This is a genomic window from Williamsia sp. z71 (assembly GCF_059553375.1).
The window spans coordinates 113718-133723 of the sequence record NZ_JCANWX010000010.1 but is presented as its reverse complement, the minus strand read 5'-3'; the positions used below and the strand labels follow the sequence as shown (position 1 = coordinate 133723).

The following is a 20006-nucleotide window of genomic DNA, read 5'->3' as shown; positions in this document are numbered from 1 at the left end:
ACGGGAACACGAACCGGGAACGTCGACCGGAGCGTCTCTGCGAGGAAGGCGTCAGATACGTGATACGAGTGGCCGATTGATTCCCACCATACCCATTAGAACGTATGTTCGCAAGCCATTTCCCAACCGAACCTATTGTTGTACAACAGATTTAGATAGCGTTGCGAAGAAACGTGGCTCACGCACGCCGGTTCAAGTGCTCAGGAGCGCAGAGGGAACCCACTGCTCACCAACAGCCCTGGCCAATCAGAAGTGGAACAAGCCCCGTCCCCATAACCCGCGCCGCCGACCGTGCCTTAATCACCGCCGACCGTGCCAATACTGTTCACGCTGCGAAGGTTTCGGCACGCTCGACGGTGATTTCGGCCCGCTCGACGGTCGGTTCGGCACGCTCGACGGTCGGTTCGGCACGCTCGACGGTCGGTTCAGACCACTACGTGATGACGTCCGAGTGGCAGCATCAGCGGCTTGCCCGATGTCGGGTCGATGATGACCTGACTGTCGAGGCCGAACACTGCCCGGACGTTGTCCTCGGTCAAGACCTCGGCGGGTTCGCCTGCGGCATGGACGTTTCCACCGGCAAGGGCGATGAGGTGATCGGAGTATCGGGCGGCGAGATTGAGGTCGTGCAACACCATCACGATGGTGGTGCCACGGTCACGATTGAGATCGGTCAACAGATCGAGAACCTCGATCTGGTGACTGACATCGAGAAATGTGGTCGGTTCATCGAGCAGCAGCACGTCGGTCTGCTGGGCCAGAGCCATTGCGATCCACACCCGTTGGCGTTGTCCACCGGAGAGTTCATCCACCGGCCGGTCGGCCAGGGCGGAGGTCTCGGTGGTCTCGAGTGCGGCGGCGACGGCTTCGTCGTCTTCGCGGGTCCAGCGAGAGAACAGGCCCTGGTGTGGGTGCCGTCCACGGCCGACGAGGTCGGCGACCGTGATCCCCTCCGGTGTGATCGGCGACTGCGGCAGCAAGCCGAGTGTGCGGGCCAACGCCTTGGCGGGAGTCTTGTGGACCTCGGTGCCGTCGAGCAGAACCCGGCCCGAGCGCGGGGTCAGCAGCCGTGACATCGACCGCAGCAGAGTTGATTTGCCGCAGGCGTTCGCACCGACGATCGCGGTCACCTTGCCCGGGGGCACCAACAGGTCGAGATTGTCGATGACGGTGTGGTCGCCATAACCGAGCGTCAGGTTCTCGACAAGGAGTTGATGCTTGGTTGTCACAGCGAGCCTCCGGCGCGGTTGGTACGGACGATCAGGTAGATGAGGTACGGGGCGCCGAGAACTCCGGTGACAACACCCACCGGATAACGGGTGCCGAAAGCGAACTGTCCGACGAAATCTGCGACCAGCACCAGCAGAGCTCCGACCAGAGCGGCCGGGACAAGCAGGGATCCATTCGGTCCGACCAGCCGGGCGGCGATGGGGCCGGACAAGAACGCCACAAATGCGATCGGGCCCGAGGCCGCGGTGGCGAACGCGAGAAGTCCGACGGCAGCGACGATCACGATCAGCCGAGTTCGGTTGACCCGCACCCCGAGTGCCGATGCGGCATCATCACCGAGCTCGGACATCTCGAGATTGCGCGACTGCCCGAGCAACACCGGCGCCAGTACGACGAGTGCGACCAGCACCGGGATCGTCTGGGTCCACGAGGCACCGTTGAGGCTTCCGGTCAACCACCGCATCGCCTCCTGCTGGTCCCATTCGGCGGCCTGGTCCAGGAGATAGTCCGTGACGCTGTGGAGCATCGCCGCGATTCCGATACCGATGAGGATCAGGCGGGTTCCGACAACGCCGCCACGGAACGACAGCACATAGATCAGCACCGAAACGGCCAGTGCGGAAACAATCGCGAAGATCGACACCTGGGTGGCACCGAGTGACAGCGTGACAATCGCAAAGGTCGCGGCCGCACTGGCACCGGCGCTGATCCCGATGATGTCGGGGCTGGCCAACGGGTTGCGCAGCATGGTCTGGAAGGTGATGCCGGCGAGTCCGAAACACAGACCTGCGGCAACGGCAAGCACTGCCCGCGGGATCCGCAGGCGTCCGACGGTGAAGGTCGCGCCCTGGACCTGCTCCCCCAGGATCACTTTCAGAATGTCGCCGGGAGGATAGAACGTCTTGCCGAACATCAAGGTGATCGAGAAGGCGATGACGATGAGTACCACCAGGATTGCGATCACCCAGCGACGGCGGCCACCTCGGATCTTGCGGTTCCGGGCAATCGTCTGCGCCGTCACCATGGTTTCCGAACTCACAGTGCACCGACCTTCTGCCGACGGACGATGTAGATGAAGAATGGTGCGCCGATCAGCGCGGTCAAGATGCCCACATCGATTTCGGCAGGACGCGCGACGATCCGCCCGATCACGTCGGCCACGGTGAGAAGCACCGCGCCGGTGACCGCCGAGTAGGGCAGCAACCAGCGATAGTCCACGCCGACGATCAGTCGGCAGGCATGCGGGACGACCAGTCCGACAAAGGCAATGGGGCCTGCGACGGCCGTAGCCGCGCCACACAGGATGATCGCCCCGAGGGCGCCACCGCCGCGGACGAGGGCCACTCGCTCACCGAGCCCGGCGGCGAGGTCGTCGCCCAGCGCGAGCGAGTTGAGGCCGCGCGCCGACAACATCGAGATGATGAATCCGACGATCAGAAAGGGCAGAACCTGTTCGATTCCGGCATAGGTGGCCCCACCCACACCGCCCACCCGCCACGATTGGACGGTATCGGCGACATCGTTGCGGCCCAGGATGATTGCGGTGACAAAAGATATCAACGCCGCCGAGGTCGCAGCGCCGGCAAGCGCGAGTTTGAGCGGCGTGGCACCGCCACGTCCGAGTGAGCCCACGAAATAGACGAAGACAGCGGCGGCCGCGGCACCGATGATGGCCACCCAGATGTAGTTGGACGCCGTGGACAGACCGAAGTAGCTGATACCGATGACCACCGCGAGCGACGCACCCATGTTCACACCGAGGATGCCCGGGTCGGCGAGTGGGTTTCTGGTCACGCCCTGCATGACCGCACCGGACACTCCGAGTGCGGCTCCGACGATGATCGCCAGGATCGTTCGGGGGATCCGTTTTTCGACTGCGGCCTGGTTCATCCCCTCGGAGTCGCCACCGAGAACGGCAAATACGTCCGACCACTCGACACCGCGAGAGCCGACCTTGACCGACACGATCGCGACCACCACGAGGACCACGACGACGATCAAGAAACCAAGTGCCCGCACCCGTCTCGGGCGCCGCACGATGGCGACGCCCGAGACGGACTGCGAAGTACTTTGTGTCACTTGGACTTGTCTGCTGCTTCCGCGAGCAGCGCGACATAATCGTCGAGCACCCAGGAAATCGACAACGGCGTCGGGTTCGCAGCGGTTCCCAGCGGAGTGCTGGGCAGGGCCACGATGGCGCCGTTCGCCACTGCCGGCATCTGCGACAGCAACGGGTCGGCCTTGAGGGTCGCGACCAGCGCTTCGTCACCGTAGGTCACGATGATGTCGACGTCGCTGAGTCCGTCGATCTGCTCGGCACTGCGTGTAGCCGAGAACTTTTCCGTCTCGGCTGAGGCCGCAGCGATGCTGCCGGGGGTCTGCAAGCCGAGGTCCTCGAAGAACAGGGCGCGGGTGTCGTGGGTCGTATAGAAGCTGACCTCACTGAGATCAGCAGTGTCCACGTGGGTCAGGAACATGATGGATTTGTCCTGCAGCTGTGGGTATTTCTCCCCGGCAGCGGCAACTTCCGCCTCGAGGTCGGCGATGAGCTCCTGCCCCTCGGCCTCCATGCCCATACCCTTGCTGTTCAGCTCGATCATCTGCTGCCAGGGGGTACCCCACGCGGTCTCGGGGTACGCCACCACCGGCGCGATTTCACTGAGGGTGTCGTAGTCCTCTTGGGTCAGACCCGAGTAGGAAGCCAGGATCACGTCGGGATTGGTGTTGGCGACGCTCTCGAAGTCGACACCGTCGGTCTCGTCGAACAGCACCGGGGCCTCGCCGCCGAGCTCGTCGAGCCGCTCGCTGACCCACGGCAGCAGACCGTCGCCGTCGTCGTCACCGAAGTTCGCGGCCGCCATGCCCACGGGAACAATACCGAGCGCCAACGGCACCTCATGGTTTGCCCAGTTCACGGTGGCCACGCGCTCTGGCTTCTCGGTGATGGTCGTGGTTCCGAGGGCGTGCTCGATGGTGATCGGGCTGAAGTCGCCGTCGCCGCCGTTGTCGTCCGAGGACGACGAACAGGCCGCGAGCCCGACCGTGAGCAGCGCTGCCGCCGCGAATGCCACCAGCTTGGGTGCGCGAGACATTGTTACCTTTCGATTCGTGAAGCACAAAGACGCATTCACCGGCGGAGTCACCGGCAACCGAGCAATGTCGGTAAGGATTACCTAACAGAGGCTAGATCGGGATGCTCCCGATTGCAATCAAGCAAAAGCGACACGGTTTGTCGCAAAACGGACACCCCTGGGGCCACCGGCCGCCCACCGGTCACAGCTCGCGGAACCGCCCCGGACTCATCCCGGTGGTCCGGCGGAAGGCCGTACCGAAGGCGCTCACCGAGCGGTAACCGACCCGTCCGGCGACATCGTCGATCGGACGGCCCTGCGCCAACAGGGTGATCGCATGCTGAACGCGGGCGGTGACCACCCAGCGCGTGAAACCCACACCGGTCTCCGAATCGAATGCCCGCGTGATGGTGCGCGCGCTGACACCGAGGCGCTGCGCCCACTCCCCCAACTGCGTTTCGTCGGCGGGGTCGGCCCGCACCGTGGCAACGATCGGCGCCAGCAGCGCCGACTCCGGAACCCGCAGCAACAACTGATGCGACGCCGGGGTCAACACATCGAGAACCATTGTCTCGGTGGTTGATCGCGATACCTCGTCGAGGTCTTCGGTGTTGAGCCGGTCGAGCAGCAACCGCAACAGCGGGGAGACCTCGACCGCCACCGGCTCAGCCGAGATGGATGGGACCGCACGAATGCTGAAATGCGCTGAGCTGAGGGCGGTCCCGGCCGGAGTCCAGCCGGAGTGCAGGACCCCGGCAGGTATCCACAGGCCAAGGGTCGGCGTGATCGTCCAAACCCGGGAACCGACGGTGGCCGACGACGAACCCTTGGCACTCCACAGCAGCTCATGGGTCGGGTGGGAATGCTCCTCCCACTGGGTGTCTCGAGAGATGATCTCGTACATCCCCGCGATGACGAACGGAACCTCGATGGCGCCCGCCTCGTAGACGGGCAGGCTCCGCGTGTCTGCCACCTCGATACTCACCCGATCACCATAGGTCAGCGAACGCGGTGCATGCCCACCACTGCGGTCTGCCGATCGTCACCGACGAACGTCTCGACGGTGAAACCGCTTCGACCAGCGCAACGGGCGACCGCCGGCACCTGGTCCCGGTGCATCTCCAGAAAGACCAGACCGTTGGCGGACAACCACTCCGGCGCCCCGTCGATCACGCCGTTGATGTGGTCCAGACCGTCCACCCCACCAAAGAGTGCGCGGTGAGGTTCATGGTCGAGTGCCTCCCGGGGAAGGAATCCGCAGGCGGCGGCAGGAACGTACGGCGCCACCGCCGCGATCACGTCGATCCGGCCCCGCAACGCCTCCGGCAGACACTCAAAGCCGGAACCGTGATGTAGTGCCGCCCTACCGCGCAGATTGGCCTCGGCATGTGCCAGAGCCCTGTCGTCGATATCGGCGACATGGATGTCGACCCAGGGCGCGGCGTGTCCGACCGCCGACGCAATCGGGGCGACGCCGCAGAATGCCTCCAACACAACCTGATCCCGGCGCCGCAACACGGCGGCGATCGTCGTCCGCGCCAGAAGCCAGGACCGTTGTCGTGGCACGAAAACCCCCGGACCCACGGACAGACGCAGACCCCCGAACCCGACCCGGCCGACGATGTGCTCCAGCGGTTCACCGGCCTCGCGCCGACCGCACCAGTGGTTGAGTTCGGTTGCATTGCTCGCATATTCGCGCAATATCGCCGCTTCTTCTCCGGCGAATACACAGCCGGCCCGTCGCAGCCGATCGGCGATGGGATCAGATTCCGGGCTGTCCCGCCGGGCCATCTCTGCCGGGCTCATACCGGATACTCGACGATCACCAATCCATCAGCGGTGTCCCGGCTGTGTTCGGCCGGCAGATCCTTTGATGGACCGACCCGCCATGGTGATGCTGTGCTGTTCATATTCGCCGCCATCTGTGCCACCTGCTCTCAATTGAGCGTCGTCGGCGCTACCCGCGGGGGCTCGGCAACCTGTTCCAGCCGACCCAAATGAGGTCCAGAGTCAGCATCTGAGTATAGCGGGCAGGCAGAAGCAGGTGATGACTTTTCAGTCCTCACCCCCTGCCTGCGCCGGCTGGTCACAGGAAGGCCTTCCAGCCACCAAAGCTTTGGTCGGCCCTCGGAACCGGGATCGGCGGCTTCGGGTGGTCACCGAACTCCACAACCGGACGATGTGGCAGATCTCGGCGCAATCCATCGGAACGGGAGTATCAAGGAACCATGCACCTCAAACTCAGCGACGAAGACGTTGCCTTCCGCGAGGAACTGCGCACCTTCTTCACCACGGAAATTCCCAAGGAACTCCGAGAGCGCGCCGCGGCCGGCACCTCGATTTTTCCCGACGACATGATCGCCGTGCAGCGCAAACTCAATGAACACGGGCTGGCAGTGCCGAAGTGGCCCGTCGAGTGGGGCGGCAAGGACTGGACGCCGGTGCAAAAGCACATCTGGCAGAACGAGATGAACCTCGCCTCCGTCCTGGAACCGCTGGCTTTCAACGCCGACATGGTCGGGCCGGTGATCGCCAACTTCGGATCGCAGGAACTCAAGGAACGGTTCCTGCCGCCGACGGCCAACCTCGACATCTGGTGGTGCCAGGGCTTCTCCGAGCCCGAGGCCGGATCCGATCTGGCCTCCCTCAAGACCAGGGCGGTACGCGACGGCGACCACTACGTGGTCAACGGCCAGAAGACCTGGACCACGATGGCGCAGTTCGCCGACTGGATCTTCGCACTCGTGCGGACCGATCCCGATGCCCCGAAACGTCAGGCAGGCATCAGCTTTCTGCTCATCGACATGAAGACCCCGGGAATCACCGTCCGACCGATCCAGCTGATCGACGGCAGTTACGAGGTCAACGAGGTCTTCTTCGAGGACGTGAGGGTACCGGTCGAGAATCTCGTCGGGGAAGAGAATGCCGGGTGGAGCTACGCGAAGTTCCTGCTGGGCAACGAACGCGCCGGGGTCACCCGGGTCGGAATCACCAAGAACCGGCTGGCCCGCGCCAAAGAGCTCGCCTCGACGATCCCCTCCGGTGACGGAACCCTTTTGCAGGACCCACTGTTCGCCGCCCGCCTCGCCGAACTCGAGAACGAACTCCTGGCACTGGAACTGACGCAGATGCGGGTTGTCGCGGCATCGGCAAACGGCAAACCCGATCCGGTCTCATCCGTCCTCAAACTGCGCGGCAGTGAGTTGCAGCAGGCCTCGACCGAAATCCTTGCCGACATCGCCGGTGTCGACTCGCTGGCCGTCGATGCCGCCGACATCGGCTCCCCCCAGTGGGCCCAGGAGACCGTCCCGACGTATCTCAACTACCGCAAGGTGTCGATCTACAGCGGCTCCTCAGAGGTTCAGCGCACCATCATCGCGTCCTCCATCCTCGGGCTGTGAACTCGCCCGCACACCTGTAAAGGACCACCGAACACCATGGATTTCGAATACAGCGAAGAACAGACGATGCTGCGTGACACCACACGCGACGTGCTGTCCAAGTTCTACGATCTCGAAAAGCTCCGCGCAGTTACCGATACCGACCTCGGCTGGAGTCGCGACCTCTGGAAGTCATTGGCCGAGATCGGGATTCTCGGTCTGCAGTTCAGCGAGGAGGACGGCGGCATGGGCGCAGGCCCCGAGGAGATCAGCGCCGTCCTCGGCGAGTTCGGACGCGCACTGGCACCCGAACCGCTTCTCGACGCGGTGATCATCCCCGGTGCGATCATCGCCGACACCGGTGACGCCGAGCAGAAGTCGAAGTACCTGCCCGCGCTGGCCTCCGGTGAACTGCTGGCCGCCTTTGCCCATCAGGAACCCGGTGACCGCTGGCCGAACGCAGCGGTCGCGACAACCGCGAGCCCCTCCGGTGACGGCTACACCCTGACCGGCACCAAGAACCCTGTGCTGCACGGCGACTGCGCCGACCTCCTCGTCGTCACCGCTCGCCTCGACAATGCCGTGGCGCTGTTCCTCGTCGATACCGGCGGAGCTCAACCATCGAGCACCGCCATCACCCGCACGCCGTTCCGTACCCATGACTCGCGGCGCGGTGCCCAGATCGAGCTGCAGGACGCTCCGGCGACGCTGCTCGGTGCCGGCGACACGTCGGCCGCGTTGATTCGCAGCGAGGTACTCGCCCAGGTCGGATTGTGCGCCGAAGCCGTGGGGGCCATGGACGAAACCCTGCGCCTGACGGCCGAGTACCTCAAGCAGCGCAAGCAGTTCGGAGTGCCGCTGGCCAAGTTCCAGACACTGACGCAGCGGGCCGCGGACATGTACGTCCTCGTCGAGCTCGCCCGCAGCATGAGCCTCTACGCGACGGTCTCATTGGCCGACGGCGACATCGACCCGGTCATCGCTTCCCGGGCCAAACTGCAGATCTGCCGGTCGGCCCGCAAGGTCGCACAGGAAGCGATCCAGATGCACGGTGGCATCGGGATCACCGCGGAATATCCGGTGGGCCATTACGCCAGCCGGCTGCTGGCCATCGAACACACTCTCGGCGGCAGCGCGGAACATCTGCGGACCCTCTCCGATCGCATCGCAGACTATGACAAGATCCTGATCGGATAGTGACAACGTCCATTGACGAAGTCGGCCGGGCGGTTCATCGACGACGCCGTACCGGGCGAGTTCGTCGGTGACGTAAGAACCTCGACAGGAGAACTCCCATGGCTGCCCCATTGCTTGAAGCGTCCACCGAGATCAAAGCCACCCCGGAGCAGGTCTGGAAGGTGGTGTCCGACCTGCAGCGGATGGGTGAATGGAGCCCGCAGTGCCGCAAGACCATCGTGCGCGGCGGCGGACCGGTCACCCTCGGGACCAAGACCATCAACATCAACAAGCGCGGACTGCTGGTGTGGCCGACCAGGTCGAAGGTGGTGCGGTTCGAGCCGAACAAAGAGATCGCCTACAAGATCGCCGAGAACAACAGCGTGTGGAGTTTCACCATCACTCCCTCGGTCGACGGCGTGACGCTCACCGAACGCCGAGAGGCACCCAACGGCACCAGCAAGGTCTCCCAGGTCCTCATCAATGCCGCGATGGGCGGCGAGGAGCCCTTTGATGCCGAATTGGTCGACGGGATGAATCAGACGCTGACGAAGATCAAGCTCGCCGTTTCCTGACCGGGGGGCTGATCAGAGCTTTTCGAGCAGTGTGGGCAGGTCTGCGATCGAGTCGATGACATGGTCGGGGACCTGCCCGAACTCGTCTGCCTCCAGTACCGCGAGCTGTTCGGGCCGGAACTTTCCGGTGCGGACCAGCACCCCGACCATGGCGGCCTTCTGCGCACCCAGGACATCGCTGTAGATGTCATCACCGACCATGACCACCTCGCCCGGGTCGGTGACCCCGAGCATCTCGATCGCGGACCGGAACCCCAGTGGAGACGGCTTCCCGATCGCGGGGATCTTCTTGCCGGTCGCCTTTTGTAGGCCTTCGAGATAGATACCCGTGTCGATCTTCGGCCCCGTCGCGGTCGACCAGGACAGCGACCGGTGCATCGAGACGGCCGGAACGCCATCGATCATCCAGCCCAGCGCCTTCGACAGGAGCTCGTGGGTGAACGAGGGGCCGGCACCGCCGAACACGACCACGTCGGGGTCGTCGGAGACGAGGTCGATCCCCTCCATGTCGTCGCTGACGTCCCCTTCGTTGAGGACCGCCACCCGCTTGCCCGGGTGTTTGGTACGCAGGTATTCGGCGGTGAGCACGGCGGCAGTGAGCACCTCGCTGTCGTCGACCGCGAAACCGACCCGGGTCAGCGTCTGCGCGATCTGACTGCGCGACTTGGATGTGGTGTTGGTCAAGAACATCCGGGGCATCCCCGACTCGGCAATCGTCTCGAGCGCTTCGACGGCACCGGGCAAAGGCTCCCACGACGTGACGATCACCCCGTCGATGTCGAGTAACAACCCTTCAGCCATGCCTAAAAAACTAGTCCTGCCCTTGCGCGGCCGCACGGTGGGATGGCCGGTTGCTGACAGGCACCCTTCCGTTCCGGCATGCTTGGCGGCATGGCCGACCAACGTGCACCCCAGTTCTCCGCATTGTCCAAACGAGTCACCGGCCTCATGACACGCGCGTATTCCGACCTCGCCGACGTCGTCGCACTGCCCTCGGTGCATCTCGATCCGGCCAAGCGCGACGACTGCCGGGCCAGCGCGGCCTGGGTCCGGGGAGCATTCTCCGATGCCGGTGTCGACTCCCTGGTGATGGACACCGTCGACGGGAGCCAGACGATCCTGGGGTTCGTGCCCGGCCCCGCCGGTGCGCCGACGGTCCTGCTCTACTCGCATCACGATGTGCAACCGTCGGGCCCCGAGGAATTGTGGGACAGCGCCCCGTTCTCGCTGACCGAGCGCGACGGCCGCTGGTTCGGCCGTGGATCATCCGACTGCAAAGGCAACCTGGTCGCTATCCTCACCGCATTGCGCGCACTCGATCCGCTCCCCCCGGTCGGGATCCGCATCGTCATCGAAGGATCCGAGGAAGCCGGCGGCGAAGGACTCGACCACCTGGCCCGCACCCGGCCCGAGCTCTTCCAGGCCGACATGATCCTCATCTGCGACACCGGCAATGTCGCGCCCGGGATCCCGACCCTCACCACCAGCCTGCGCGGGATGGCCGCGGTGAAGGTGTCCACCGAAACCCTTGCCTCCGAGGTTCATTCCGGGCAGTTCGGTGGCGGCGCACCGGACGCACTCGCGGCCCTGATCGCCGGCCTGGCAACGCTGCGCGACGCCGACGGAAACACCACCATCGACGGACTTCCCAACGATCAGGCCTGGTCCGGTGCCCCATACGACCCATCGCAGTTCCGTTCCGACTCGACCACCCTCGACGGTGTCGACCTGATCGGTTCGGGTTCGGCCGCCGAAATGGTGTGGGCCCGCCCCGCGGTGACGGTGATCGGCATCGACGCACCGCCGACGGCAGGCGCCCCGGCCGCGATCAACCCGCGGGCGGCCGCACAGCTGAACCTGCGGGTACCGCCCGGCATGGATCCCAATGAGGCGGCGATCGCCCTGGAAAATCATCTACGCCAGCACATTCCGTGGCATGCGAGGGTCGATGTCGAGATCCAGGCGACCGGGGCCCCGTTCTCGGCCGTCACCACCGGCCCCGGGTACACCGCTCTGACCGCGGCGATGGCCAAGGCCTACGGCAGACCTGTCGTCCACTCCGGACAGGGAGGATCGATCCCCCTGTGCACGGTGCTGGCAGAAATCTGCCCCAGTGCCGAGATCGCACTGCTCGGCGTCGAGGAGCCGGCCTGCCGGATCCACGCACCGAATGAGAGCGTCGATCCCGACGAGATCTCCAAAACAGCCCTCTCCCTTGCCCTTTTCCTCTCGAAGTACGGAGCCCAGAACTGATGCGCAGCGTTTCGGAACACCAGGGAGTGGTGGCCGCACTCTTCCCGGCGCCACGTGTGGTCACCGTGCCCGCCGCGGCCGCGCTGGGCCGGGCACTGGCCGATGACATCGACGCCCCGATCACGTTGCCCGGCTTCGACAACTCGGCCATGGACGGCTACGCCGTCCGCGCAGCAGACATCGCCACCGCCACCGAGGACACCCCGGTAACGCTCCCGGTCGCCGCCGACATCCCCGCCGGACGCACCGACGAGCTGACGCTGGCACCCGGTACCGCGCACCGGATCATGACCGGGGCGCCGATGCCGGCCGGCGCCGATGCGGTCATCCAGGTCGAACGGACCGACGGCGGCACCGACAACGTGCAGATCTTCGCCGCCGCCGCAGCGGGTACGGCAATCCGCCGGGCCGGCTCCGACATCGCTGCCGGAGCCCGCGCGCTACCGGCCGGGCGAGTCCTGCGAGCCCCGCAGCTCGGTCTGGCCGCTGCACTGGGCCTGGCCGAACTACCGGTCTACGCCCCACTGCGCGTGCTGATCCTCTCTACCGGCACCGAATTGGTCCCGGCGGGCACCCCATTGGAGTTCGGCCAGATCTATGAGTCGAACAGTGCGATGTTGACCGCCGCGGCCATCGAGGCCGGCGCGCAGGCCGAGCAGGTTCATTTCGTGCCCGACGACGTCGACGAGTTCCGGGCCCGCCTGGACAGCTACATCGACGGCGAAGAGGGCTCGGGCGTCGATCTGATCATCACCTCGGGTGGAGTCAGTGCGGGCGCCTACGAGGTGGTCAAGGACGCCCTCACCGGCCAGGGCGTCGAGTTCGTGAAGGTGGCGATGCAGCCCGGGATGCCGCAGGGCTGCGGCTCCTACACGAGCGCGGCGGGCAATGCGGTCCCGATCATCACGCTGCCGGGCAACCCGGTCAGCGCCCAGGTGTCCTTCGAGGTGTTCGTCCGCCCGCCGCTCCGGTCCGCGATGGGACTGCCGCCGCAGCGCCGGACGGTCGCGGCGTCGGTCACCGAGGCCTTCACCTCGCCCAAGGGAAAACGGCAATTCCGCCGCGGAGAACTGACGACGGCCGACGGCGTCGTCGGGGTCCGGACCATCGGACCGCCGGCGTCACATCACCTCGCGTTCATGGCGTCGGCCAACGTCCTGTTGGACATCGCCGCCGACACCGACAAGGTCGACGCCGGCAGTACGGTCGACGTCCTGGTTCTGGAAGAACTATGACCAGCGATCGCCGACCTCGCTGCGGACCTGCAGCAACAGCCGCCTCATCGGCACCGGACGCGGCGCCGGACATTCGCCTGGAACAATGACCGACATGGCCAGACGCCCCACTCCGACAGACGCCGAGCCGACCACCGGTCTGGCTCACATCGCCGACCTCATCCGCGAGACCGTGCCACCGCTACATCGGGCCGGTATCCCGTTTGTCGCGGTTCCCGCGGCCGTTGCCGTTGCCGGACGCCGCCATGGCTGGATTCGCACTCCGGCCACCATTGCCGCGCTCGCCACCGCCGCGTTCTTCCGCCATCCGTCCCGGGTACCGCCCAACGCGCCCGGTGTTGTCGTCGCGCCCGCCGACGGGCAGGTCGCCCTCGTCGACCACGCGGCGCCACCGGTCGAACTCGGACTCGGCGACACCCCGCGGCCCCGGATCTCGATCTTCCTGTCGGTCTTCGACGTGCACGTGCAGCGCATTCCCGCCGCCGGCAAGGTCGAGGCGATCGAATACCGGTCCGGTTCATTCCTGAGCGCCGATCTCCCGGCGGCCAGCGAGGCCAACGAACGCAACTCGATGCTGATCCGTACCGACGACGGCGCCGAACTGGCGGTGGTCCAGATCGCCGGCCTGCTGGCCCGTCGCATCGTCTGCGACGCCGTACCCGGTGATCAGGTCACACTCGGGGACACCTACGGCCTGATCAGGTTCGGCTCCCGGGTCGACCTCTATCTCCCCGAGGGCACTCGCCCGCTGGTTGCTGTCGGCCAGCGCGCGGTGGGTGCGGAAACCGTTTTGGCGCAATTGAAATGATTGCCTACGGACGGGGCGAAACCCAGCGCACAGCCTCCCGCCACGTAACCCAGACAAACGGCCGCCGACGGCCGAGTCGCGCCGGGACCCTGAACACCGGCAAGTTGCTGGTGCCGTCGGCGTTCACGGTGCTCGCGATCTGCGCCGGCTTGTCGGCGACCAAGTTCGCACTCGACGGCCGGGTCGACCTGTGTGTGGCGATGATCGCCGCGGCGGCTCTGCTCGACGGCATCGACGGACGGATCGCGCGACTGCTCGGCGCGACAACCAAGATCGGCGCCGAACTCGATTCGCTGGCCGATGCCATCAACTTCGGTGTCGCACCGGCACTGACCCTGTACGTCCTCATGCTGCAGGGCAATGACGTCGGCTGGTTGTTGTCGCTGATCTACTGCTGCGCAATCGTTTTGCGGTTGGCCCGCTTCAACACCCTGATCGACGACGACGACCGGCCGCAGTACACCAAGGACTACTTCGTCGGGGTGCCCGCACCGGCCGCCGCCCTGATCGCGATCCTGCCGATTGCACTCGACCAGCAGTTCGGCTCGGGCTGGTGGACCTCGGACGCGTTTGTCGGCGGCTGGATGACCTTCACCGCGCTGCTGGCGGTGAGCCGGCTACCCACGGCGTCACTCAAATCGATTGCGGTACCGCCCAATGCAATGGTGCTGGTACTCATCGGGGTGGCCTTGGTCGCCGCCGCACTGCTGACCTACCCGTATGCCCTGATGTTCGCCGCCATCGGCCTCTATCTGGTCCACGTCCCCTTCGCCTGGCGCACCAAGCGCTGGGTCGCCAGCCGGCCGGAGACCTGGGATTTCCATCCGCGGGAACGGCGTGCCGAGCGCCGAGCGATCCGTCAAGTGCGTCGCGGACGTCCGACCCAATCCGCGGCCCGCCTCGGATTACGGCGTCCCGGGTCCTGATACCGGTAGTTTTGCTGCTGTGACATCCGAATCCGCTGCCGCTGATCCCGCCCACTCCGGATCACCGCAGCTGACACTGACCGCACGACTCAACCTGTCGGCCGCCGAGGCCCGCCGCGGCATCGTCCGGGTGCACCCCGAGGTGCTCACCGGTCTGGGGTTGCGCGAATGGGATGGCGTCGCGGTCATCGGATCCCGGACCACCACCGCGGTCATCGCCGCGACCTCGGCGGCCGAACCGACCGGCATCGCACTGCTCGACGAACTGACGCTGTCGAACGCCGGGATCAAAGCCGATGCACCGGTCGTACTCACTGCGGCCGTCGTCCACGGTGCCACCCGCATCGTGGTCCGGGGTTCGTCCCTGACCTCGGAATCGGTCGACGAACGAACGCTGCGCCGGGCCCTGCTCGGCAAGGTGGTGACGGTGGGCGACGTGGTCTCGCTGCTCCCCCGCGACCTCGGCCCCGACTTCGCCACCTCCGAGGCGACGCGAACCCTGGCACGTTCGGTCGGCATCACCTGGACCAATGAACTGCTGACCGTCGTCGCCGCCGAACCGGCCGGTCCGGTCAGTGTGCAGCCCGACACCGCAGTGCTGTGGGCCGACCGAAGCGCCCCGACGGCCGCATCGACGACACCCGCGCGCGCCCCGAGCACACCGCTGCAGGTACAGACTCCGAGTACACCGGCGCCGCCGGTGCGCCGGGTCGATGAACTCGTCGGGGTTCACGCCCAGGTCGACAAGCTCACCGAGTGGATCGGACTGGCGCTCGACAACCCCGAATTGCTCACCGCGCTCGGCGCCCAGGCCCGGCTCGGCGCGATCGTCTCCGGCCCGCCCGGCGCGGGCAAGGCCACGGTGGTCCGGGCCGTCTGCGCCGACCGCAACCTGATCTACCTCGACGGTCCGGTGACCGGCGCCCTGGAATCATCGGCCCGGCTCGGTGCGGTCAGAGACGCTGTGACCCAATTGGTCTCCTCGACCGACGACCGAGGGTCGGTCCTGCTGATCAGCGATGTCGAAGCACTGCTGCCCGCCGAGTCCGATCCGGTCTCCGCCCTGATCCTCGACGCCCTGCGGACCGCCATCACCGCTCCGCGGGTCGCGCTGATCTGCACCAGTTCCCGGCCGGAGAACCTCGACACCCGACTGCGCGATCCCGACCTCTGCGACCGGGAACTGTCGATCGGGCTGCCGGACAGCAAAATCCGGCGAGGACTACTCACCGCACTGCTGACCGACGTCCCCACCGAGACCATCGACCTCGGCGACATCGCCTCCCGCACCCCCGGCTTCGTCGCCGCCGACCTGGCTGCCCTGACCCGCGAAGGCGCGCTGCGCGCCGCCGCCCGGAGCGCACGAGATGGCAAGCCCCCCAAACTGACCGAGGCCGACCTCAGCGGCGCTCTCGAGGTGATCCGGCCGGTGTCGCGGTCGGCCTCACCGGAGGTTGCCGTCGGCGGTATCACCCTCGACGACGTCGGCGACATGGTCGAGACCAAGGCGGCCCTGACGGAGGCCGTCCTGTGGCCGCTCCGGCATCCCGACACCTTCACCCGGCTCGGTGTCGACCCACCACGCGGCGTACTGCTCTACGGTCCGCCCGGGTGCGGCAAGACGTTTGTGGTCCGCGCACTGGCCGCATCCGGGCAACTCAGTGTCCACAGCGTCAAAGGTGCCGAGCTCATGGACAAGTGGGTCGGCAGTTCAGAGAAGGCGGTCCGCGACCTGTTCGACCGGGCCCGCGAATCCGCACCCTCGCTCATCTTCCTCGACGAGATCGACGCCCTCGCACCGCGACGAGGACAGTCCTCCGATTCCGGGGTCGGCGATCGCGTGGTCGCAGCGCTGCTCACCGAACTCGACGGCGTCGAACCGTTGCGCGATGTGGTCGTCCTGGGCGCGACCAACCGGCCCGACCTGATCGACCCGGCGCTGTTGCGGCCCGGGCGGCTCGAACGCCTGGTGTTCGTCCCACCGCCCGACGCCGAGGCCCGCGGCGACATCCTGCGGACCTCGAGCCGGTCGGTACCGCTCGCCGAAGGCATCGACCTCGACGAACTCGCCGCCGACCTGGACGGTTATTCCGCGGCAGATTGTTCGGCGCTCCTGCGTGAGGCAGCCCTGGCCGCCATGCGCCGCAACATCGACGCCGCGACCGTGACAGCCGAGGATGTGGCCGCGGCCCGGGCCAAGGTTCGACCCTCTCTCGACCCCGACCAGGTGGAGAACCTTCGGCAATACGCCGACAAACGCGGCTCCTGAGGGCCGCAGAATACGGCAACTCCCCTCGTCAAGGTCCGAATTCGCCTGTTCAGTCAAAACGTTGACACGCTGACCCGTTTGGTGAAAGTGTGCTGAGCGAGTGTTCAGCATTTACGCAATCGTCGGCTCCGAGCGAGAACCGACGTTGAGTCGATCTCGAAAGGGTTGGTGCACGATGGCGGGACGCATGGAGGGCAAGGTCGCCTTCATCACGGGGGCAGCGCGCGGGCAAGGACGAAGTCACGCAGTACGTTTGGCGCAGGAAGGTGCCGACATCATCGCGGTCGACATCTGCGGCCCGATCTCCGACGAGGAGGCCGTGATCGCGGTGTCCACGCCGGAAGACCTCGCCGAAACCGTCAAGCTGGTCGAGGACCTCGACCGCCGGATCGTTGCGGTACAGGCTGATGTCCGTGACTACGACGCACTCAAGGCTGCCGTCGACAGCGGCGTCGAGCAACTCGGAAGACTCGACGTCATCGTTGCCAATGCCGGCATCGGTAACGGCGGTGACACCCTGGACAAGACCAGCGAACGGGACTGGCAGGAGATGATCGACGTCAACCTCTCCGGCGTCTGGAAGTCGGTGAAGGCCGGTGTCCCACACCTGATCTCAGGCGGCAACGGCGGTTCGATCATCCTGACCAGCTCGGTCGGTGGACTCAAGGCCTATCCGAACACCGGCCACTACATCGCCGCCAAGCACGGCGTTGTCGGGCTGATGCGCAGCTTCGCCGTCGAGCTCGGCGAGCACTCGATTCGCGTCAACTCTGTGCACCCGACCAATGTGAACACGCCGATGTTCATGAACGAGGGCACGATGAAGCTGTTCCGACCCGATCTGGAGAATCCCGGGCCCGACGACTTGGAACTCGTCGCGAAGTTCATGCACGTACTACCGATCGGCTGGGTCGAGCCCGAGGACATCAGCAACGCGGTTCTCTTCCTCGCCTCCGACGAATCCCGCTACGTCACCGGTGTGACGCTGTCCGTCGACGCCGGCAGCTGCCTCAAGTAGGCCCGCACCGCTGATCGTCGGTATCCACGAGGGGCAGGCAACGCGCCTCTCGTGGATACAGCGCGTCCCGAACGGCCCGACGCCACCCGCGTGCCACCACCACAGCACCTGCCCGGCCACGGTGGTCACCGAAACCGCAAGCCCCCCAGATCGATTCAGCAGCAACGTCTTCGGGACAGATGTCCCCCACGTGTCGACCCACCACCGCCAGCTCGGCGGCAAGAGCCCGCACCACCGACGGGGCCAGGCCGACCAGCGCGATCGCGCAGTGATCGACGCGGCCGTAGGCATCGAGCCAGACGACCACGGCCGCACCCACCGCCGCGGAGTCACCACCGCACCGCCCGAGCTCTTCGATGGCGTACCCACCCCGGTCGTAGCGGCGGGGAACCACGATCCCGGTCAGGACCTCGCCGTCGGCCAACACCGTTTCCCACGGCCCGGTGAAGAAGTCCGTCGCCTCGACGGTCCGGCTGCCACGCGGTGAGATCGTCTCGAACTCGGCGTCCAGCGCCAATGCCACCGCGGCGTACCCGTCCGCGGCATCGGCGTGAGCGATCGATCCGCCGATTGTCTCGTCGTCGCGGGCGCCGGGAGGCCCGATCACCGGAGTCGCCGGCCAGAGCAAAGGGACATGTTCTCGAATCAGCCGCGAGTGTCTGATGGCGGCATGCGTTGTACCCGCACCGATCCAGACCGAATCCGGACCGAGTTCAACGCCCTGCAATTCGACCCCCGGCACGTTAATCGGCACCACGCTCATTTGACGTCGCTCCCAGCCACGACGACAAACATGCGACGTGCAGTCATGGTCTTTCCTCTCGGAGAACATCCGGGGTCGTCAGGCTTGGGAGGCAGCAGCGACGACCCGCCAGCTGCACGCGGCTGCCGAAAACACCGGCGCGAGGGGTTCCGTCGACTACCCGGCAAAGCTAACTCCTTCCCCCTCAGAGTTTCAAGCATTTCGCCGAATCCATCCTGATCGACCGATCATATTTCGTCGACCGGCAGGATCATGCAGACCTGGAGATTGATTCCGCGGAGACTCGATTACGCACTGCTGCAACAATTACCCTGGCCCTTTGTCTTCACAGCGGTTCCGTTGTCGCCGTTGACAGAACATCGCCGCAGTGGGAGAGTCCTGATCGAGTGATCAGTTTTGTACCGGCGGCCAAGCGAGCCGACACGCAATCAATTTCGAAAGGATCGGTGGGACAATGGCGGGACGTATGGAGGGCAAAGTCGCCTTCGTCACCGGAGCAGCGCGGGGGCAGGGACGAAGCCACGCGGTGCGCCTGGCACAAGAAGGTGCCGACATCATCGCGGTCGACATCTGCGGGCCGATCTCCAACGAGGTCGAGCCACTCATCGCGGCGTCTACGCCGGAAGACCTCGCCGAGACCGTCAAGCTGGTCGAGGATCTGGACCGCCGGATCATTGCCTCCCACGTCGATGTGCGCGATTTCGACGCGCTCGTCTCGGCGGTCGACAAAGGGGTCGAAGAACTGGGGCGCCTCGATGTCATCGTTGCCAACGCGGGCATCGGCAACGGCGGCGAGACCCTCGACAAGACCAGCGAGCGGGACTGGCAGGAGATGATCGACGTCAACTTGTCGGGTGTCTGGAAGACGGTCAAAGCCGCTGTGCCACATCTGCTGTCAGCCGGAAACGGCGGATCCATCGTGTTGACCAGTTCGGTCGGCGGCATGAAGGCCTACCCGAACACCGGGCACTACATCGCTGCCAAACACGGCGTCATCGGGCTCATGCGAAGCTTCGCCGTCGAACTCGGAGCGCACTCGATCCGCGTCAACTCGGTCCTGCCGACCAATGTGAACTCCCCGATGTTCATGAATGAGGGCACGATGAAGATGTTCCGGCCCGACCTGGAGAACCCGGGCCCCGACGACCTCGAGGTGGTCGCAAAGATGATGCACGTCCTGCCGATCGGCTGGGTCGAACCCGAGGACATCAGCAACGCGGTGTTGTTCCTGGCCTCCGACGAATCCCGCTACGTCACCGGCACCTCACTTGCCGTCGACGGCGGAAGCCTGCTGAAGTAGCA

Annotated in this window: 18 protein-coding genes; 10 read left to right on the top strand and 8 right to left on the bottom strand. The window is 65.7% G+C overall.

All coding sequences use genetic code 11. The features are described from left to right. Positions 1–425: 425 nt before the first annotated feature. The 6 genes from AC51GR_RS22535 to AC51GR_RS22510 form a co-directional block, all read right to left on the bottom strand. Entirely contained in the window at positions 426–1229 is an 804-nt protein-coding gene (locus AC51GR_RS22535) for an ABC transporter ATP-binding protein (protein WP_496326886.1), read from the bottom strand. After that, on the bottom strand, positions 1226–2254 hold the full coding sequence (locus AC51GR_RS22530; protein ID WP_496326955.1) for a FecCD family ABC transporter permease: 1029 nt from the start codon (positions 2252–2254) through the stop codon (positions 1226–1228). Before AC51GR_RS22530 ends, AC51GR_RS22535 begins: the two co-directional genes overlap by 4 nt. A gap of 11 nt (positions 2255–2265) precedes the next feature. Further along, positions 2266–3267 carry a FecCD family ABC transporter permease gene (locus tag AC51GR_RS22525; protein WP_496326954.1) on the bottom strand — a complete coding sequence of 334 codons (1002 nt, stop codon included), beginning with the start codon at positions 3265–3267 and terminating at the stop codon, positions 2266–2268. Positions 3268–3305: 38 nt separating this feature from the next. Continuing rightward, positions 3306–4322 carry an iron-siderophore ABC transporter substrate-binding protein gene (locus AC51GR_RS22520; RefSeq protein WP_496326885.1) on the bottom strand — a complete coding sequence of 339 codons (1017 nt, stop codon included), beginning with the start codon at positions 4320–4322 and terminating at the stop codon, positions 3306–3308. Positions 4323–4503: 181 nt separating this feature from the next. Next, a complete protein-coding gene (locus AC51GR_RS22515) occupies positions 4504–5286 on the bottom strand; it encodes an AraC family transcriptional regulator (RefSeq protein ID WP_496326884.1) in 783 nt (260 codons plus the stop codon). 14 nt (positions 5287–5300) lie between these two features. After that, positions 5301–6107 (bottom strand): class I SAM-dependent methyltransferase, encoded by an 807-nt coding sequence (locus AC51GR_RS22510; protein ID WP_496326883.1) that lies wholly within the window; start codon positions 6105–6107, stop codon positions 5301–5303. 422 nt (positions 6108–6529) lie between these two features. Between AC51GR_RS22510 and AC51GR_RS22505 the strand changes: the two genes are divergently transcribed. The 3 genes from AC51GR_RS22505 (at position 6530) to AC51GR_RS22495 (ending at position 9432) form a co-directional block, all read left to right on the top strand. After that, positions 6530–7702, top strand: coding sequence for an acyl-CoA dehydrogenase family protein (locus AC51GR_RS22505; RefSeq protein ID WP_496326882.1), 1173 nt, complete (start codon positions 6530–6532; stop codon positions 7700–7702). Positions 7703–7738: 36 nt separating this feature from the next. Then, positions 7739–8878, top strand: coding sequence for an acyl-CoA dehydrogenase family protein (locus AC51GR_RS22500; protein WP_496326881.1), 1140 nt, complete (start codon positions 7739–7741; stop codon positions 8876–8878). Between the two features lie 98 nt (positions 8879–8976). Continuing rightward, a complete protein-coding gene (locus AC51GR_RS22495) occupies positions 8977–9432 on the top strand; it encodes an SRPBCC family protein (protein ID WP_496326880.1) in 456 nt (151 codons plus the stop codon). Between the two features lie 12 nt (positions 9433–9444). Here AC51GR_RS22495 and AC51GR_RS22490 read toward each other — a convergent pair whose 3' ends face one another. Further along, on the bottom strand, positions 9445–10233 hold the full coding sequence (locus AC51GR_RS22490) for an HAD-IIA family hydrolase (protein WP_496326879.1): 789 nt from the start codon (positions 10231–10233) through the stop codon (positions 9445–9447). Positions 10234–10323: 90 nt separating this feature from the next. Here AC51GR_RS22490 and AC51GR_RS22485 point away from each other — a divergent pair, with 90 nt between their 5' ends. The 6 genes from AC51GR_RS22485 (at position 10324) to AC51GR_RS22460 (ending at position 17941) form a co-directional block, all read left to right on the top strand. Further along, positions 10324–11685 (top strand): dipeptidase, encoded by a 1362-nt coding sequence (locus AC51GR_RS22485; protein WP_496326878.1) that lies wholly within the window; start codon positions 10324–10326, stop codon positions 11683–11685. Beyond that, positions 11685–12920, top strand: a complete 1236-nt coding sequence (gene moeA / locus AC51GR_RS22480) for a molybdopterin molybdotransferase MoeA (RefSeq protein WP_496326877.1) — start codon at positions 11685–11687, stop codon at positions 12918–12920. Before AC51GR_RS22485 ends, moeA begins: the two co-directional genes overlap by 1 nt. A 94-nt stretch (positions 12921–13014) precedes the next feature. Next, the gene (locus AC51GR_RS22475; RefSeq protein WP_496326876.1) at positions 13015–13728 is read left to right on the top strand and encodes a phosphatidylserine decarboxylase; all 714 of its coding nucleotides are present in this window, start codon (positions 13015–13017) and stop codon (positions 13726–13728) included. Beyond that, the gene (locus tag AC51GR_RS22470; RefSeq protein ID WP_496326875.1) at positions 13725–14654 is read left to right on the top strand and encodes a CDP-alcohol phosphatidyltransferase family protein; all 930 of its coding nucleotides are present in this window, start codon (positions 13725–13727) and stop codon (positions 14652–14654) included. Before AC51GR_RS22475 ends, AC51GR_RS22470 begins: the two co-directional genes overlap by 4 nt. Before the next feature lie 19 nt (positions 14655–14673). After that, positions 14674–16923, top strand: a complete 2250-nt coding sequence (locus tag AC51GR_RS22465; protein WP_496326874.1) for an AAA family ATPase — start codon at positions 14674–14676, stop codon at positions 16921–16923. A 175-nt stretch (positions 16924–17098) separates the two neighbouring features. Further along, positions 17099–17941: a mycofactocin-coupled SDR family oxidoreductase gene (locus tag AC51GR_RS22460; protein WP_496326873.1), complete on the top strand. Its 843-nt coding sequence runs from the start codon at positions 17099–17101 to the stop codon at positions 17939–17941. Here AC51GR_RS22460 and AC51GR_RS22455 read toward each other — a convergent pair. Continuing rightward, positions 17934–18695: an FAD binding domain-containing protein gene (locus tag AC51GR_RS22455; protein WP_496326872.1), complete on the bottom strand. Its 762-nt coding sequence runs from the start codon at positions 18693–18695 to the stop codon at positions 17934–17936. The genes AC51GR_RS22460 and AC51GR_RS22455 overlap by 8 nt on opposite strands. Positions 18696–19158: 463 nt before the next feature. On the opposite strand from AC51GR_RS22455, the gene AC51GR_RS22450 reads away from it, so the two are divergent. Continuing rightward, positions 19159–20004 (top strand): mycofactocin-coupled SDR family oxidoreductase, encoded by an 846-nt coding sequence (locus tag AC51GR_RS22450; RefSeq protein WP_496326871.1) that lies wholly within the window; start codon positions 19159–19161, stop codon positions 20002–20004. Positions 20005–20006 lie beyond the last annotated feature (2 nt).